General features: G+C 61.1%; 17 protein-coding genes. 4 read left to right on the forward strand and 13 right to left on the reverse strand.

The window, feature by feature from the left end:
* From USDA257_RS19145 to USDA257_RS19170, 6 genes are all read right to left on the reverse strand, one after another.
* Complete coding sequence (locus USDA257_RS19145; RefSeq protein ID WP_041414412.1) at positions 1 to 492, reverse strand: thermonuclease family protein; 492 nt, start codon at positions 490 to 492, stop codon at positions 1 to 3.
* A gap of 9 nt (positions 493 to 501) precedes the next feature.
* Positions 502 to 1,164, reverse strand: coding sequence for an SOS response-associated peptidase (locus tag USDA257_RS19150; protein ID WP_014764606.1), 663 nt, complete (start codon positions 1,162 to 1,164; stop codon positions 502 to 504).
* Positions 1,130 to 1,453 carry a hypothetical protein gene (locus USDA257_RS19155; protein ID WP_041414413.1) on the reverse strand — a complete coding sequence of 108 codons (324 nt, stop codon included), beginning with the start codon at positions 1,451 to 1,453 and terminating at the stop codon, positions 1,130 to 1,132. The genes USDA257_RS19150 and USDA257_RS19155 overlap by 35 nt, the downstream gene beginning before the upstream one ends.
* Positions 1,431 to 1,616 (reverse strand): hypothetical protein, encoded by a 186-nt coding sequence (locus tag USDA257_RS34320; protein WP_014764607.1) that lies wholly within the window; start codon positions 1,614 to 1,616, stop codon positions 1,431 to 1,433. The genes USDA257_RS19155 and USDA257_RS34320 overlap by 23 nt, the downstream gene beginning before the upstream one ends.
* Positions 1,617 to 2,001: 385 nt before the next feature.
* Positions 2,002 to 3,666 carry a RecQ family ATP-dependent DNA helicase gene (locus USDA257_RS19160; protein ID WP_080605638.1) on the reverse strand — a complete coding sequence of 555 codons (1,665 nt, stop codon included), beginning with the start codon at positions 3,664 to 3,666 and terminating at the stop codon, positions 2,002 to 2,004.
* A 545-nt stretch (positions 3,667 to 4,211) separates the two neighbouring features.
* Positions 4,212 to 4,817 (reverse strand): hypothetical protein, encoded by a 606-nt coding sequence (locus USDA257_RS19170; protein WP_014764610.1) that lies wholly within the window; start codon positions 4,815 to 4,817, stop codon positions 4,212 to 4,214.
* 399 nt (positions 4,818 to 5,216) lie between these two features.
* Here USDA257_RS19170 and USDA257_RS19175 point away from each other — a divergent pair, with 399 nt between their 5' ends.
* Positions 5,217 to 5,699 (forward strand): hypothetical protein, encoded by a 483-nt coding sequence (locus USDA257_RS19175; protein ID WP_014764611.1) that lies wholly within the window; start codon positions 5,217 to 5,219, stop codon positions 5,697 to 5,699.
* A gap of 5 nt (positions 5,700 to 5,704) precedes the next feature.
* Positions 5,705 to 7,570: an AAA family ATPase gene (locus tag USDA257_RS19180; RefSeq protein ID WP_014764612.1), complete on the forward strand. Its 1,866-nt coding sequence runs from the start codon at positions 5,705 to 5,707 to the stop codon at positions 7,568 to 7,570.
* Between the two features lie 802 nt (positions 7,571 to 8,372).
* Here USDA257_RS19180 and USDA257_RS19190 read toward each other — a convergent pair.
* The 7 genes from USDA257_RS19190 to USDA257_RS19220 form a co-directional block, all read right to left on the reverse strand.
* A complete protein-coding gene (locus USDA257_RS19190) occupies positions 8,373 to 8,813 on the reverse strand; it encodes a DUF6691 family protein (RefSeq protein ID WP_014764614.1) in 441 nt (146 codons plus the stop codon).
* Positions 8,810 to 9,241 carry a YeeE/YedE family protein gene (locus USDA257_RS19195; RefSeq protein WP_014764615.1) on the reverse strand — a complete coding sequence of 144 codons (432 nt, stop codon included), beginning with the start codon at positions 9,239 to 9,241 and terminating at the stop codon, positions 8,810 to 8,812. The genes USDA257_RS19190 and USDA257_RS19195 overlap by 4 nt, the downstream gene beginning before the upstream one ends.
* 58 nt (positions 9,242 to 9,299) lie before the next feature.
* Positions 9,300 to 9,623, reverse strand: a complete 324-nt coding sequence (locus USDA257_RS19200) for a c-type cytochrome (RefSeq protein WP_014764616.1) — start codon at positions 9,621 to 9,623, stop codon at positions 9,300 to 9,302.
* A gap of 72 nt (positions 9,624 to 9,695) precedes the next feature.
* A complete protein-coding gene (locus tag USDA257_RS19205; protein WP_014764617.1) occupies positions 9,696 to 9,986 on the reverse strand; it encodes a hypothetical protein in 291 nt (96 codons plus the stop codon).
* Positions 9,987 to 10,268: 282 nt separating this feature from the next.
* Positions 10,269 to 10,850: an NAD(P)H-dependent oxidoreductase gene (locus USDA257_RS19210; RefSeq protein WP_014764618.1), complete on the reverse strand. Its 582-nt coding sequence runs from the start codon at positions 10,848 to 10,850 to the stop codon at positions 10,269 to 10,271.
* Positions 10,851 to 10,908: 58 nt separating this feature from the next.
* Entirely contained in the window at positions 10,909 to 11,946 is a 1,038-nt protein-coding gene (locus tag USDA257_RS19215) for an alpha/beta fold hydrolase (RefSeq protein ID WP_086018015.1), read from the reverse strand.
* 114 nt (positions 11,947 to 12,060) lie between these two features.
* Positions 12,061 to 14,388, reverse strand: a complete 2,328-nt coding sequence (locus USDA257_RS19220; RefSeq protein ID WP_014764620.1) for a heavy metal translocating P-type ATPase — start codon at positions 14,386 to 14,388, stop codon at positions 12,061 to 12,063.
* 202 nt (positions 14,389 to 14,590) lie between these two features.
* Here USDA257_RS19220 and USDA257_RS19225 point away from each other — a divergent pair, with 202 nt between their 5' ends.
* Positions 14,591 to 15,268: a YoaK family protein gene (locus USDA257_RS19225; RefSeq protein WP_014764621.1), complete on the forward strand. Its 678-nt coding sequence runs from the start codon at positions 14,591 to 14,593 to the stop codon at positions 15,266 to 15,268.
* 137 nt (positions 15,269 to 15,405) lie between these two features.
* Positions 15,406 to 16,926 carry a bifunctional aminoglycoside phosphotransferase/ATP-binding protein gene (locus USDA257_RS19230; RefSeq protein ID WP_014764622.1) on the forward strand — a complete coding sequence of 507 codons (1,521 nt, stop codon included), beginning with the start codon at positions 15,406 to 15,408 and terminating at the stop codon, positions 16,924 to 16,926.
* Positions 16,927 to 16,933 lie beyond the last annotated feature (7 nt).

The raw sequence follows: 16,933 nt of genomic DNA on the forward strand, positions 1-16,933 counted from the left end.
TCAGCACGAACCCTCTCGGCCTGCATGCTCGGCGCGAGCTTCGCAAGGCAACTGGAACTTGCCGCGCCAGATAGCGGTACCCTTTGATCGCGCGGCTCGCTGAACGTCGGCATAGTCACCGCCGCTGTACTTTCCCCAATCGATCGCGTTTCCGCTTTCCACGAGCCACCGATTGACCTCTCGTCCGTCGGCGCGGAAGCACGTTGCAACGAAGCGCTCGTATCGATCGCGATCGAGGAAGTCGCAGCGGGTCGGCCGGGACGCTGCGATAAACCGGTCGAGCGCGAAGGCAGCCTCCTTGCCGCACCGGTAGTTGCCGCCGTCGCCGTCCTCGCAAGTCTGCCAGCTTTCCGGAGCGTCGACGCCGTGCAGGCGAATGCGCTCGCCGCTGATCTTGATGGTATCGCCGTCGATCACGGATGCTCGGCCGGTGAGGGTCTCCGCAGGAATGGCGATGTCGGCCGGCAGCAGAAGTGCTGCCGCTAGGTGCAGTTGATCCCCTCAAAGCAACAAAGCCTCCTGTGTGGTCTCGACTGGCAGCAGTGTCATCCGCTCGGCCGAAAACGGCCGCTGCAGCGCCTTGGCATCCTTCCACTCGGCGGTCAGCCACAGTTCGATCTCGGCTGGGTCGGTCAGGATGACCGGCATCGCCTTAGGATGGATCGGCTTCACTAGCGCGTTCGCTTCGCAGGTGAGGAAGGCGAACAGCTCGTGCTCGCCGGTGCGCGGGGTCCTTATCGAGCCGCGCGCGCCCTTCCATGGCGTCCAGATGCCGGCGAAGAAGGCAAGCGGCTGCTGGTCATCGATGGCGAACCAGCGGGCCGTCTTCTTTGGCCTGGTGTCCTCGTATTCGCAGAAGGCTGTCCACGGCACGAGGCAGCGGTTGTTGACGCCGGTCCAGCCGCGCCAGTGCGGAGAATCGAGGTTGCGGATATTGGTGACGCCATAGTCCGGCCTGCCATTGGTGACCGTCGGCGGGGAGGGCATTCCCCAGGTGAGATTGACCAGTTCGCGTTCGCCGTCGGCGCTGTTGCGGACGACCGGCCCTAGCTTGTCCGGAAACACCTCGGTCGTCGGATTGGCACGGTTGGTCATGTCCCGATGCGGCCGCGCCGCGTGCCATAGCTCGTCAAATTGAACTTCGATGCGGTACCGATTGCACATCCACCCACTCCGAGTCGCGGTCGATCCTGCCGAGCCGCCAGCCATTGTTGCCCTTGTTTCCGCAGCGCCCACAACGGAGCATCTGCCGCAGCTCGTCAAGAGTTCGCTCGCTGCCGAACCGGCGGGCGATCTCCCATCGGTTCATCCAGTTCTTGTAGTCGCACGCGGCGCAGCGCGCGCCGAGGATCTGTTCTTCCTGGAGATCGGCAAGACGCAGATGGCCTATGCCGCTTACCGGGTCGAACGCATGTATTTCAGGAACAAGGTCAATGCTGCGGCTGTGCCTCATGGCGCGACTTCCATTCCGGCCTATGTACGAAACAGAACCATTTCGGCTCGGTCCTGCCGCGCGCAAAGCCAAAGCTGCCCCATTCCTTGCAGCCGGAGTGCTCGCAGTAGTGAACATATGGACCAGCCTCGTAATGCGGCGTCGCCCCTTGTTCGTCGTTCACCAGACGATCTCCTCTGGTTGCTCCCCAATTCTCGAGGTTTCGAGCAGCAGTTGGTTGTTCTTGTTTTGTTCTTACGCTATCTCATCGCCATGGTCGAGACAATTGGCGAAGCTTCAGGGTCAAGAAGGGTGACCGTCGTATTCATGTCGCCGTCAACCGGTGACAGGAGGCCGGGGCGGCATAGTGCGGGCTGAGCGCAGATCCGGGACGACGCTTCGCAACTCGGATTAGTCAGAACAATGATCGGTTCGATATTAGATCACTTGATCGGATATCGGATCATTTGATCTGGTCTGTCTGGAGAAAGACGCCGCGAGATTGGAAACGCGGAATACAATGCTCGCGTAACCCCTCCCCATACGGCGCATCACTGATGGTCACCGGTTCACCCGTTAGCGACGACCGATGTCACGTGGTCCGGTAAGGACTCGAAACGGGGATCTAGACCTGCACACCGGTCGCAGCAGTATCTGAAGCGCTGCTGCTTGACCTCATTGCTGAAAACCCAGTTTAAGATCGCCCGTCCAGGTCCTTGGCGCGCAAGTACTTTCGGCCCCTCGAAATACTCGACGAGTCCCTTACGGAAGCAGTTCTTCGAGCCAAGCAGGGCGGTGAGGTCGTCTATCTGAGAGAACCGCTGCAGCAGCATCGCCCGCGCAGTGATCTCATCCAGGCCCGAACCGCTTGCGGTCTTTTCGGCCATAAACCGAAGGAGTCCAACATCGCGGCCGGCGCGGCGTCCGGTTTCGATGAACGTAACGGCGACAGACTGCCTGCCGTCGCGACCAGCTCGGCCGAATTCCTGTAAATAGTCCTCTACCGAAGCGGGCTGCTGCCAATGGATCACCAGACGAACGTCTGGAACATCCAATCCCATGCCGAAGGCGTTCGTGCAGATGATGTGGTTGACGACCGGACGGCTCTCTCCTTGAAACCGCTTGAGCAGTTCCTGTCGCTCCCACTCGGTTCCGAGTTTCGAATGATAGAAGGGAATCTCGAGGCCATTGTTTCGGAGGTCGTTCTGCAGTTCCTGCCCAACGCGTGCCGTCGGTACGAAGATCATCGCCTTGCGGTCCGCGAACATAAAGAGCCGCAGCAGCTTGGCGATCTCCAGGTGACGAGCTCCCGGCGGCGCGCTCCATCTGATCAGCGCAATGTTGGGACGGTCGACGCCGCGGACGAACACTGTCGCGTCCTCTATGCCGAGGGACGAAAGGATTCGCTTCTGCATAGCCTGTCCCGCAGTGGCGGTGAAGGCAAGTACCGGTGGCGAACCAAGGCTGGTGCGGACCTCTTTCAGCCGCCCATATTCGGGCCGGAAGTCACGGCCCCATTGATCGACGCAGTGGGCTTCGTCGACGACAAGGTATTCGGGGCGGCTGCGCAAGAGTGCGTCGCGTTCTCGCTGTCGTTTGACGAAGAAGCGCTCGGGAGCAACGTAGAGGAACTTCACCGCGTTCCTGCCAATCAAGGAATAGCGGATCTCCTTTTCCTCAGAACCGAGTGCGCTGTTGATAAAGGTAGCCGGTATCTTCTTTCGCAGGAGCCCGGAGACCTGGTCGCTCATAAGGGTCTTTAGAGGACTGACGATAATTGTAATCCCACGGCGAAGCAGGGCAGGGAGCTGGAAGCAAAGCGACTTCCCTGATCCTGTGGGACTGACGACCAGGATCGATTTCCCCGATAGCGCCGCAAGCACTATCGGGAGCTGCCCTCCGCGAAAATGGAACGTGCCGAACAACCGAAGGACAGGGCCGAAGTTTATCTCGGCCTCGAGTGCGCGTGCTTCGCTGTCCAGCCAGCGGGCTAGACGCATCGCCCATCGTTCGATCACCCGGCGTGCCAGGCCCCCGGCGAGGTTCGGGTGATGCGCCGCGTGGCAGCCATCGCAGAGGGTAACAAGGTTCGAGAGTTCGTCGGAGCCTCCCATCGATCTCGGAAGAAGATGATGGATGTCGGAGTCGCGCGAACTCAGCTTCGTTGAGCACGAAACGCACTGGTAGCCGTCTCTCTCAAGAACCAAACGGCGCGTCTCTTCCCACTTACCCACCAGGCCGAACTCGTCACGCGGTTACCATTGCTGCCGCGAAGATGCCTGAAACCCGCTGACAAAAGGTAACTGCGACCGGGATTTGCCGCCCAGGGGGTGAAGATGTTGCTCTGATAACCTTCCCAGCACCCCCTCTCGAAGGATTCATCGTCGTCCAGCACCAGCCGGACGTTGCCCGACGCCTGGATACTGCGCTCTCCCACGCGAGGGCGACCGTCCTCCTCGCGCGATCCGCCGCGGAAACTATCGAGGTCATGAAGCGCTATCAGGCCCATCTGGTAGTGATGGACACCCCCATTACGCTGAACAGGTGCTCAACGAACAGGTGGCGTTCGCGGCCTTCCACAACCAGGAGAGCGCGAGCATCTGCAACAGCGAGAAACTGCCGGCACGCGGACTGATTGCACTCGCACGGTGGGTGGACATCGCGCGGCCCGTAGCGGATGTCGTAGATGAGGCCGTGGCGTTCAGGGCAAGGACGAAGGCGTAGCGCTTCACTTCCATTTCGCGGCCCACTCGCGGATTTCGGCTTTTGCTTTCTCGGGCTACTCCTTGACGGGGGGGCTGACCTTGATCTTCTGTCCCGAGGGCTTCCAAGCCAGGTAGATCTTCTTGTTCTGCATGTCGGCGATGACCAGACCTTCCTGATCCAGGCACATGTGGCGGGAGCAGGTCAGTCCAACGAAGTAGTCGCCTTTGAACTCGCCGGAGCCGACGCCCATCAGGATGTCGTTGACGAGCTCCCGATCAGGTCCGGCCATGCTGGCTATCTCGTTCCCGATCTCGACGTAGTCCAGCAGTTCGCTCGGATGTGATGCCGTGCGCTCCCGCAGTTGAGCCCAGCCTTTCGAGCTGTCCGCCACAAACTTGTCGCCCTGGACTGCCTTGAGGCCGTCCGACGCCGTCCAGATCCATTTCTCGCCCGCCTTGTTCGGCGTCGGGGCAGTGGAGAGGGTGAGGGATTCTGCAGACCTATCGACGCGGACGCCGAAGCATGTGTCGAGCGGGCCGTCGAGACGAGGGTTGCCCTGTTCCGCAGCTTTCGTGATGGAGACATGATGACCGAACATGGTCATGTCAACTTCGGCTGCCGCAACTGCGGTCGTCAACAGGCTGCCGATGGACGACACCAGCAAGATTTTTCGGATCATCCGCGCTCTCCTCCAGACCACCCGCTCGCAGTTATCCAGCCACGGTTCACTCTTTGCAAGTGTAAGGAGCCGACACGAGCGACGGACAGTTTTGACGGTGAAAGCCCCAGTCTAAAATTTCCTCCCGAGGCGCCTTGACGCCCAAGTCTTCGTTCTTTATTTGTTCTCACCATGATCAGGACCCGTCGACAACCGCAACAACGCTGACCGTACCGCCGCAATCGCGGCGCGCCTAGGTAGTTGCTGTGGAGACAGACGATGAATCCTTCAGATGCAAGTGGCCGACCGGCCTCCGATGCCGCGCACGCCATTCATGAGCGTTTCCGCCCGTTCGGGACAGTACGGTGCTCGAATCCCTCATACTTTCGATCTCAACTCGCGCGAGACTTGGGCTGCCTGTTGGACGTCGATGATAAAGTCGTCGCCTGGTGCTGCCGGCCATACGGGCTGGATGACGTCCTTCTGGACATCGGATGGAAGGGACCGCCTCCAGATTTCTTGGCAACCTACGCGGACGGCCGTGACGTTTATCTTCACGCGGTTGAGGACGAGGGCGATCCCGAGGTCACGGAAGCGGCCGCATGCCGACGTATCTGGCATCGGTTCGTAACGGCCTCGGACATTCGATCCGGCCACCGCCTTCAGAACGCCAAGGACCTCCTTCGCTACTCGGGCTATCGGACGCCTCTCGGTGACAGGATACGCCTTCTTGCGGCGCTCGAACAAGAAGGCTCTGCGACCGTTGCCGAGTGCCTGTCGGTCTTCCGGGAGGTCAATCCGATGGCCGGCCTGTCCTCCCTTATCCTCCATAGATTTGTCACCGTCGATCTCGACGCGGAGCTGCTCGCTCCGCACACCGAGGTCCGAATTTTCAGGAAGTAGTCGCCATGCCCAGACGTTCCGATACGGAAAATGCTTCGTCCAATCTTGCCCGTGTTGCATGCACGCTGGCTCTCCGCAAATCCCTTCGGCAGCATGCGCCGGTGTTTCGCGGAGAGCCGTTCACGCTTGCTTTGCTGATTCCGGAAGAGACCCGGAAGGACTTCGAGCGCGCCTTCTACGACTTGAAGAAGGCGGAAACGGTGCTAGCCAATGTCGATCTCGGTCTGGCAACGACCAGCATGAGAGGGAGGCACGACTACACCGATATCAAGGCATCTCTTCGGGCCAACCGGCGGGTTGTGATCTTCCTTGAGAAGGAAGATGGAATCCCCGCCTATGTTGTCGCGGCCGCGGACACGGTCAAGCCCGTCCACCCGATCGACGCCGCCGTACTTGCCGATGCCGTCAAAACAGTACACGACGTCGTGCTTGACTCCGTCGTCGCCGAGCGAATGCTAGCCTTTCCTCTTGAGGATGTCCTTGCGGCCCTTCGCCCAGGAAGAAGCCACTCCGACACCCTGAGGCGGCTTGAGGTGGCGAAACAGAGCACGCTCGACCGAAAGATTCCGCCTGTTGAGCAGCTTGCCGGGTACGGTGCCGCAGGGGAGTGGGCTCGTGTCATTGTCTCGGAACTGGCTGACTGGAGGGATGGCAAACTTCCGTGGGAGGACCTAGACTCCGGCGCTCTTTTGAGCGGTCCACCGGGCGTTGGTAAAACACTTTTCGCACGGGCGCTGGCGAGAAGCTGCGACTGCTCTTTTGTCGCCTCGTCAATTGCTCAGTGGCAGTCAGCCGGTCATCTGGGCGAGATGCTGAAGGCAATGCGAGCGACGTTCAAGCTCGCTGCCGAGAGAGCGCCGACGATACTGCTGTTGGACGAGTTCGACAGCGTCGGCGACAGAGCCAAGTTTAGCGGGGACAATGCCCAGTATTGCACCGAGGTTGTCGCCGCGCTGCTTGAATGTCTTGACGGCGCGTATCGTAGAGAAGGAGTCGTCGTCGTTGGCGCCTGCAACCACCCCGCCCGCATCGACGCGGCATTGCTCAGGCCGGGCCGGCTCGGCAGGAATTTTCCATTATCCCTACCGGACATCGGCGCTCGCAAGGGGATACTGGCCACACATCTTGGAGCTGCCCTAAGCACGAACGACTTCGATCGCGTCGTCGCAGCGACCGAGGGCTTCTCCGGAGCCGAACTCGCCCAGCTCGCCAAAGACGCGCGCCGCCGGGCCAGAACACGAGCGGGGGAGGTTACGGTTGACGACGTCCTGGCGTCGCTGCCCCCTGTGAAGCCCATCGAGGGCGTGCTGCGCGACCGCATATGCGTCCACGAGGCTGGACACGTGGCAGCGGGGCTCGCCCTTGACGTCGGCAGGCTCGCCGGGGCGGTCGTCATGGATGGATTCCGCAGTGGCGTCGGGTTAGGCGGCGCCGCCTACTTCGAACGCGAGGACCGCCTTCCGACGAGCGAGTTCTACATGAACAACCTCGTGACCCAGCTTGCCGGGATGGCCGCCGAGTTCGTGTTCTTCGGCGACCATCTTGATGGATCGGGGGGGCCGGGCAGCGACCTGCAGCGGGCTGCCGACCTCGCCACGACCATGGTGGCCCAGCTTGGCATGGGCGGCATCACGAACTTCCTTTCGGCCGGCAGCTTCGAGGAGCTCGATAGGATTCGCCGGACGGTTCGGAGCGTCAATCAGCGGGTCGAGGGGATGCTCGCGGAGCAGTACGAGAGAGCGAAGGAGATCGCGATCAGGAACTCGCCCTTTATCTGCGAGCTTGCGGCGATTCTCAACAAGGAGGGTTGCGTTGACGGCATCAGGGCGACGACGCTTTTCCGGGCGCAGGGGAAGTCCGATGCCGCATGATTGGAAATCGGAGTTGGTTCGCCTCCGACCATTGCCGCCCGAGAAAGCCATCGGTTACATCCGAGGGATCCTCGCAAACGCGTCCGGTGGGCCTGCCACGGTGAAGGAGGCGCGAGCGAAACTCTTCCTGATTTCCCTCGCGGCTCTCCGCGGGGAACCTACGCTGATCGAGATCGATGCCCAGGTAGTCGTCGTAATGTCGGCGGTCGACCTAGCGGAAATCATCTGCATCCCTAGCATTCCAACGTTCGACAAGGGAACACGCCGCCCCCGGCGCATCGTGGGCAATCGATAGAAGATCGAGAGAGTTCGTCGCGTGAGTCGAGCCGGATCCTACGCCGAAGACCCGCCGCAAGATCAGAAACCGATAGACACCATGCCCGGTACCGTCGCCCCAATCGATATGTCCGATCACAGGAACGTTTGTCTCCAATTCGCGGACCACTCTGCGGAACGTTGGTGGGCCATTCTCGTGAATGGGGCTGGAGGCAAAGCGTGCCTATCACGATGAAGCAGGAGACACTATATTATATGGAAGTCCGATTCGGGTGGGCACCGGAAGCTCGGACGTCCCTCGGCTGAGGTCTGGTTCGCGCAAGGGAAACGGACTTTGGTTCTGGCTGCCTCGTCCTGGAAGCTGCATGAATGGCTGATCGGTTTACTGCCCTTTCTGAGCGAGCCCTGCGTTGAATGCCTGCGGGGCAGGAGCACCTCACCTGCTGCTTTTCGCTCCGGCGGCCGGCTTTACCCATCCACAAAGTGCCTCCACATCGCGCTTCACCCAAGCGGAGGGAGTACATTTTCAATTTGCCGAGTAGTTCGGAAGGCGCTGGCGGTGTGATAAGCGGTAAACCAACATGCCGACCAGCATTGCCGCAACGAAGAGAGCGGCCTCCCATCGCCCCGTCGACAATGCAGCGATAGCGGGGCCGGGGCAGAACCCCACCAGTCCCCAGCCGAGTCCGAACAGGGCCGCGCCAGTCACCAGTTTCCAATCGATCGATCTATTCGTCGGCACATAGAAGCGGCTGTCGAGCAAGGGAGCCGAGCCGCGGCTGCGGATGATGTTGGCCACGGCAGAAGGGATCAGCGCGCCACCCATGACAAAGGCCAGCGACGGGTCCCAGCTACCCGCGACATCGAGGAACGCCAGCACACGTCCGGGATTGATCATGTCGGAGATTACCAGACCCGCCCCGAAGATGAGCCCGCACACAATCGCTGCCAACATGCGGGCCCTCATGGCTGGACTCCAACGAGATGGCGGGTGACGAAGACCGTCGCGCCCGCAACGGCTATGAAGATTGCTGTGGCGGCAAGCGAACGCGGCGAAAGCCGCGCAAGCCCGCAAACGCCGTGGCCGCTCGTGCAGCCCGATCCGAGCCGGGTGCCATAGCCAACGATGAGTCCGGCGGCAATCAGCAGTGCTGGCGAAGACGTGAGCGTGATGTCGGGGTGGCGGACGAGCGTGGCCGTCAGCCAAGCGCCTGCGATGATGCCGGCGAGGAAACCCAGTCCCAACTTGCTGTCGCCGTCATGGGTCAAGCCGGCTGCGGCGGCCGCGAGGCCGGAAATCCCGGCTATCCTTCCGTTCAGCAGAAGGTAGAGGCCTGCCGACAGGCCGATCAGGAGGCCGCCTGCCAGGGGCCAGAGATAGTTTATTTCAGTCATTGCGCTCACACTACGTTCTCCGGTCGGACGTCGTTCTCCTCGGCCGGAGCAGAATCAACTAAGGTCGTTTCGCCTTGATGTACGCGACGAGATCGGCAATCTCGGAACGTGTCAGCGACAGATTGGGCATGCGGGAGTGGTGAGGAGCAGCCAAGAAATCCGAAAGTTTCGCCTCGTCAAACTGCTCCGATTTACGAATTTGAGCGAATGTCGGGACCGTATCAGAGCCGCGCATTTGTCCAGGTGTGACGACGTGACATTCGCTGCACCAGCGTTGGGCGATGCCGCGGCCGCGGAGTCGATCGGCCGCGGCGCTCTCGCCGACGACCATCGAAAGGAGAGCAACGGTGACAGCGCTTTGAAAACCGCTTATTCGCTTCATTGCAGCCAGGTCCTATTGGGTTCACCAGCAACTCGCGTTCGTGTCACCGGCCAGGGTTGCAAGCAACACATCTCAAGCCGCGTCCGGGTGAAGAGCTTTCCAAGCAGACACATCAGTCGCAGTTACTGTCACGCGCCCATCAGACGTGAGCTCTTTGCCATCGAATTTGTGAGACGCGATTTCGCTGAAGACTGAGACATACTCCTGTAGGCGGCACTCGTTGCACAGCGGCGGATCGGCGATGTCGAGCAGCGCTTCCTTCGTAACAAGAACGATCTCGTCGCCTCCGACGTCTCTTCCCATGATCAGAAGCGCCTCGTCACCGGATGCCTCCATCATTCCACTGACCAACTTCAAGGGCATTTTCGTCCTCCCGGCACGCGTGCGAGTGGAGCCACCAATCTGTGTTCACTCAAGCATTATGCTTCGCGCGCACAGAAACTCCTTGATCAAGCTCAAAGTCGGTCTCCAATCGCGAGCCTCTCGTAAAGGTAGATCGGGCGATCTGTTCGTGCTGCACTCAAGCGACCGGGTCGTTAGCAGAGGAGAATGCGCTGAGGGGCCGCCGCGTTCAAACGGCCTTGCGTAACTGGCGACCTTTCTATCTGACCAGCAGGAATGAGTTTCCCCGCTTTGAGGTTGAAGTCAGCGCGCCCGTCTGCCGAAGTCGCGCATGTCTTTGATCCAGCGAGAGCGCTTCTTCTCGTCGGCAAACGAGAGGCCATAGAAGCTCTCGCGAATAGGCTTGATTCCGGCGAAGCCCAGCATACTACGCTCGAAACTGCGCACGCCATAGGCGCCGAAATACCACCGATAAAGAAGCACCGGCATTCCCATTGTGACGATTATGCGGGCGGAGCGCCCGGCCAGCAGCCGCTTCGGAAAGCCGCCCTTCTTGTATTCCATCGCAAAGCCCGGCCTGAAGATGTGCTCGAGAAAGCCCTTGAGCAGGGCGGGCATCGTTCCATGCCAAAGAGGAAACAGAAAGACCCAGTGTTCTGCCCAGCGCATATCCTCACGCGATTGCTCCAGGTCGGGTGGCAATGCCCCGGTCTCGAAATCCTCCTGGGTTCGCAGCAGCGGGAACTCGAGCTTGGCCACTTCTATGCGGCGCACCTGGTGTCCCGCTGCCGTGGCAGCATCGGCATAAGCGTCAGCCATGGCGTGCAGGAGGTGCTGCCCGGCTGGGTCCGGATGGCCCTGGACAATTGTGACGCGCCTGGTCATCTGCTGCGCTCCGTAAAATTGTGAGGCATGCCATTGCATGCCTTGCTAGCGGTCTCGATCATGACCGAGTCGACGACGGTGCGGGCGAATCTGGCCGAACAGACGGCCCGCCACGCGACCCGGAAGGTTGCATTGTGCCTGTCTGAGCAAGGAAGTCGCTGACGGCCCTCTTAACTTTCTCCCCGTGTCCAACGAGCAGATGCCCGCCGGTGTCGTAGACGACTAACTTCGCGCCCGGAATGCTGCCGGCCGCGAATTTGGCTGCGGGGAGCGTGTTGAACAGATCGTCCTCGGCCGAGACGACCAGGGTGGGAGCGGCGATCTTCTCGAGGGGCAGGCGATGGAGATCGGGCGCACTGTCGATGTTAATGCCGGGGAAGCGCTGCGAAAGCGGTTCGACGCTGCGAATAATGGCCATCACCCGGTTTCGGTCCTTCGCCGGGGCCGCTTCAACGACCTCGGGCGGCACGCCGAGGAAGCGGATGAGAACCGACGGAGCAATCTTTTCTGTCGCCCACCAGGCGAAGTCGGCCCCGGTATTGACCAGCCAGAAGACAAACGCGCTGCCACGACTCCCCTCGACCATCACTGGACTCTCGGGCGCGTAGGTTCCAGGGACGATCAGAATAAGAGCTGACACCCTATCCGGATGGCGAAGCGCCAGTTCGATTGCCGAGCGCGCGCCAGCCGAAACACCGACGACCACGGCCCTGTCGATTTTAAGCCAGGAGAGCAGCGCCCTATGGGCGTCGGCTTGGGCGGCGGGCGACGCATCGGACGGAATCGACGTCCCCAGATACCCGAAGCGCGACGGGGCGATAATACGAAAATCGTTTCCGACCAGGTCGGCAACGTTGGTCAGCCCCTGATCCCACCCGCCACCCGCGCCATGAATGGACAGGAGCGGAATGCCGTCACCCCTTTCGGCATATTCGATCGGACCTGCGGCCGTATTCGCAACTCGCGCGCCACTGACGACCGCGAAACGCGCGCGGTCGATGTCATTGCTGTAGGACAGGAAAACTAGCCCGCCTGCGACCACGACAGCGATAGAGACCGCTGACAACACCCACCCGATCCGACCCATGGCCGCCATCCTAGAATTTCAACCTTGCGGGTATCCTAGTCGGGTTGAGCCCGGAGGACTTTGATGTCCCTCAAACGGATCGATGAGATGCAAAGCGATCGGCCGATTTCGATCCGCTCTTTCCTACTGCTCGTCCTCGAGCAAGCGATAGATTTCCTGCTCCTGGGCAAAGTGCAGGCGGGTGATCGCTTCGAGCCCGTGGAGCAGCCGCTGGATCTCGTAGCGCTGCGCCGGGCTCGGCCCATGCGCGCCGAGGGCCTTTCGAAGGGAGGTCAGGCTGTGGACCTGACGCTGAATCTCCATGTGAGCCCTACTCATGCCGGCAAGGGCATCCGGCGTGGCCGCCCGACTGCGCAGTCTCGGATAGAGTTCCTCGTCGTCGTGCCGCTCGTGCGGCAGAAGACGTCGACGGAGCAGGGCGTCCAGGTCCGCAAGCTCCTTACGGACTTCCGTTTTCGGCAGGTTCTGAATGCGTTCGGTCGTATGGCGTAGCTCGTCCACCACGTCCATCAGGGCACGATGCTCGGCTTCGAGCTGCATGAGCTCCGCGTGTGGCAAATGTGTTGTTTTCCGCCAGCCGCGCTTAGGGTTTCCAAGAGCGCGCAGCGCGTTCAAGATGGCGACGACGTCGATCGCCTCTTGCAGCAGTGCACCCTGAATCGGTGTCAGGTAGCCGAAGGCAGCCGCAAACATGCCAGCGACGGACAGGCCCATGCCCATATAGACGCTCTGGAGGGCTATGCTGCGTGACCGGTGCGCGATGCGGATGGCGCTGACGAGGCGATCGAGCCTGTCCACCAGGATGACGACGTCCGCCGCTTCCGAGGAGGCAGCCGCCCCGCGCGCGCCCATAGCCACCCCAACATCGGCGGCTGCGAGAGCCGGCGCATCGTTGACGCCATCGCCCACCATCATGACCGGTCCTGCCGATCTTTCCGCTTCCACAATCCGAGTTTTGTCCTCCGGCTTCAATTCGGCGACAACGCTGTCCAACCCGAGGAAGGACTGAAGGCTTTCCGCGAGCTCGGTGCGATCCCCGGTCGCAAGCACGATCCGATCGACGCCGGCCTCGCGCAATCGCCTCAGCACGCTGCCGGCCTCCGGTCTGACCTCGTCCGCAAGCAGAAACGCCCCCGCCAGAGTTCCGTCCTTCGCGGCGAGAACCGAAACGGTGCCATCCCTCCTGATCCACTCCCGGATGTCTCGCGAGAAGGCGGTCTCCTCGATCCTGGCGCTGACGAAATCCCAGCCGCCTACCGCGATCTCGTGGCGGTCGATGCAGCCGGTCACGCCGGAGCCCGCCTCTTCACGGGATCCAGATGGTGCGGCCAGCCGCAATCCCCGCTCTCTTGCGGCTGCGACCAGCGCGCGGGCGATGACGTGGTGCGAGCCCTGATCCAGCGATGCGGCCAGACGCAGCACTTCCAAAGGGTCGAGATCGGTGCGGGACTTGACCTCGATAAGACGGGCCCGGCCATCGGTAATTGTCCCGGTTTTGTCGAGGATCACCGTCTTCACGCGCGCAAGCATCTCGAGCGCGCCGCCGCCCTTCACGAGCACGCCTTTGGCGGCGCAACGGGAGACACCGGAGACAATCGCCACCGGGACCGCGAGAATAAGGGGGCACGGTGTCGCAATGACCAGGACGGCGAGCGCCCGGATCGCTTCGCCACTCACGGCCCAAGCGCCGCCGGCGAGAAGGAGGGTGATCGCGAGAAACCCCAACGCGTAGCGGTCGGCGAGCCGAACCATCGGCGCCTTCGCGGCTCTTGCCTCCTCCACCAGCCTGACGATTGCCGCATAGGTACTGTCGCTCGCCGAATTTGCGGCGAGCATTTCGAAGGCGTCGCCGGCGTTCGTCGTGCCGCTCGTCACCGGCTCGCCGGACCGGCGGCGGACCGGCAGAGCTTCGCCCGTCAAAGCCGCCTCGTCGAGCACGGCGATGCCATCCATCACGTTTCCGTCGACCGGCACCACCTCGCCACGGCGCACCAGGATCCGGTCGCCAGGTTTCAGTTCTTCGACGGAAACCTCCTGCAACTGCCCATCTACATAGCGAGGGGCGGTGCGCGGTACCCGACTGAGTAGCGCCGTCAGTTCTCGGCGTGCGCGCCTTTGAGCGAAATCTTCGAGCGCCTGTCCACCGGTGTACATCAGTGCGACGATGCTGCCGGTCAGGTATTCGCCGAGAAGAAGGGCGCCGCCCATCGAAAGCGCCGCAATGAGATCCAGCCCGAATTCCTTCCTACCGAGACTGATCGCGATCTCGGTAAGGAGGCTCGCAAGGATGACCGCGGTGCCGGCAGCCCAGGACGAGGCGCTGAGATCGGGCCGGTCCGCAAGCCAGGCGACCGTGCCGGCGAGCAACGCTAAAGCCATGACGGCAAGGAGAAGGCGCTTTCCCAGCTCTCCTCCTTGCCAAAACGGCTGGAAAGTTCGGCTCTTATTCAAAGTGCTCTCCAACAGATCTTGTGAAGGATATTGGATCCCAGGATCGTTGCCTTGATTCCGCGCAAAGGCCCTGCAGGAACGCTAACGGCGACCGAGGTAAAATAGTGCATGACAATGGGAATGGCGGCGCCGTTCTGCGCGTGCTTGCAACAACGGGCGGTGTTTGCTTTGCTTGGAGAGGTTTCATTTTGGGTCATCACAAATGACGGTACAGCGGCGGCGGCGCATCATTAAGCGTCAGAGGAGTTCTGTTGGTTTGGCGCTTGTCGCTGCAATATCGTTCCTCGCAGGCATGACGGATGCCATAGGACTCATGTCCCTCGGGGACTTTGTGTCGTTCATGAGTGGCAACACGACTCGCGCATCCGTCGCCCTGATCCAGGGCGACGTGGCGCGGGGAGTGCTTCTCATCGGGGGCATGATCACCTTCGTGATAGGGAACGCCGCGGGAGTGATGGTCTCGATCAGGTTCAGGCCGCAAGCTGTTTTGCTGTTTGTATCCGTTCTGCTCGCATGCGCAGCCCTGTTATCCGATCAAAGAGAGCTCCGGTTCCTTTTGCTTATTCTGGCGATGGGAGCGATCAACGCCTCTGTCGAGCAGATCGAAGGGCTGCCGGTTGGCTTAACATATGTTACCGGGGCACTGTCACGCTTCGGACGAGGTTTGGGACGCTGGGCGATGGGCATCCGCAACACGCATTGGGTCATCCAAATCGTGCCGTGGCTCGGCATGGTGGCAGGAGCCATTTCAGGGGCAGCCCTCGTTCAACAATTGGGCAACCTGGCCCTGTGGTTACCGTCGGCTGCAGCCCTGTTATTGACAGCAGTCGCGATCCAAATACCCCGGCGCTGGCAAAGCAGGTTCATTCAACACCGTTAGTGGCTTTCCGCATGTGCAACGCCGTTCATGGTTCCTTGACTCGTATCAAGGAGGCGAAGGCTTGTATCGTTCATTATCATTCCAGCCGGTGATCACTCGAGGATTCCTGGCCCGTCACTTTTTCAGAGGTGCATTCCATGATTGCCCAAGACCAGTCGGAGGTGGTCGAATTTTTGAGCGGGCCTCACTTGGTTGGCGCCGATAAGATCGAGATCATCGAGACGCACATCTCTTGCATCTTCCTTTCCGGCGATCGCGCTTACAAGATGAAGCGAGCGGTGAAGCTGCCCTATGTGGATTTCTCGACGGCGGAACTGAGGCTTGCAGCTTGTGAAAAGGAGGTGGCGCTGAACAGTGCCACTGCACCGGGCCTGTACCTTGGCGTGCGGCGGATCATGCGCGGCCGCGATGGCCGGCTTGTTTATGATCAGGGCGAGGAGCTTGTCGATGCGGTCATTGAAATGATCCGGTTCGACCAGGGGGCGTTGTTCGATCGCATGGCCGTTGGCGGCAAGCTCGACGCCGAACTGATGGCCCGGACGGCACACATGATCGCCCGCTTTCACGGGGGCGCCCAGATCGTTCATCAGGGACCCGGCTCTGCGAACATTGCCGCCGTGCTCCGTGTCAATGCCGCCGGTTTTGCCACGAGCCGGCTCTTCGACCCCGTCGAGCTGGCCGATTTCGAACATGCTTTCGAGCGCAACCTGGCGGCTTATGCACCGCTGCTCGATGCGCGTGAGGCCGCAGGCAAGGTCAGGCGATGCCACGGTGACTTGCATCTGCGCAATATCTGCCTGTTGAACGGCGAACCGCGGCTGTTCGACTGCATCGAGTTCAACGACCAGATTGCCACTATCGATACGCTCTACGACCTTGCCTTTCTGCTGATGGATCTTTGGCATCGCGGTTTTCCGCAATTCGCCAATCTGGTCATGAACCGGTATCTCGACGAATCGGGCGACGAGGATGGCTTCGTGCTGCTGCCTTACTTCATGGCGATCCGCGCTGCCGTGAGGGCGCATGTCACAGCGACTCAGATTGAAGAAAGCGGCGAGCGGTCGGACGCGCTCGCCGTCGAGGCTCGATCCTATTTCGAACTGGCGCTCTTCCTGCTGGAAAAGGGGCCGCCCCGGTTGATCGTCATTGGCGGATTGAGTGGTTCCGGCAAAACGACTGTGTCAGAGAGCTTGGCTGCGCAATTCGGTTCGCCTCCGGGGGCGAGAATTATCGAAAGCGATCGTGTCCGCAAGGCGATGTACCGGGTTGCGGCCGAAACGCGACTCCCTGCGGAGGCCTATCGTCCGGAGATTTCCAAGAAAATCTACGGCGAGATAGCGTGCCGCACATTCTCGATCCTGCGCGCAGGAGGATCCGTGGTCGCGGAAGCCGTCTTCGGCAAGTTCGCCAATCGTCAGCGCATCGAGGCGGCCGCGCGCGAGGCGCATGTGCCCTACACAGCTATCTGGCTGGACGCGAGCCCATCCGTCCTTCGCGGCCGCGTTGCCGAAAGGACCGCAGGGCCCTCCGATGCGGATCTGAATGTCCTTTCCCGGCAACTGGCTTACGACGTGGGGGACCTAAATTGGCACCGAATGGATGCCGATCGGCCGGCAGATAACATCGTCGCGGATATCCTGAAGCTCAGCCGTGATTGACTGTGGT

Origin of the sequence: Sinorhizobium fredii USDA 257 (genome assembly GCF_000265205.3) — a bacterium.
GTDB lineage: Bacteria > Pseudomonadota > Alphaproteobacteria > Rhizobiales > Rhizobiaceae > Sinorhizobium > Sinorhizobium fredii_B.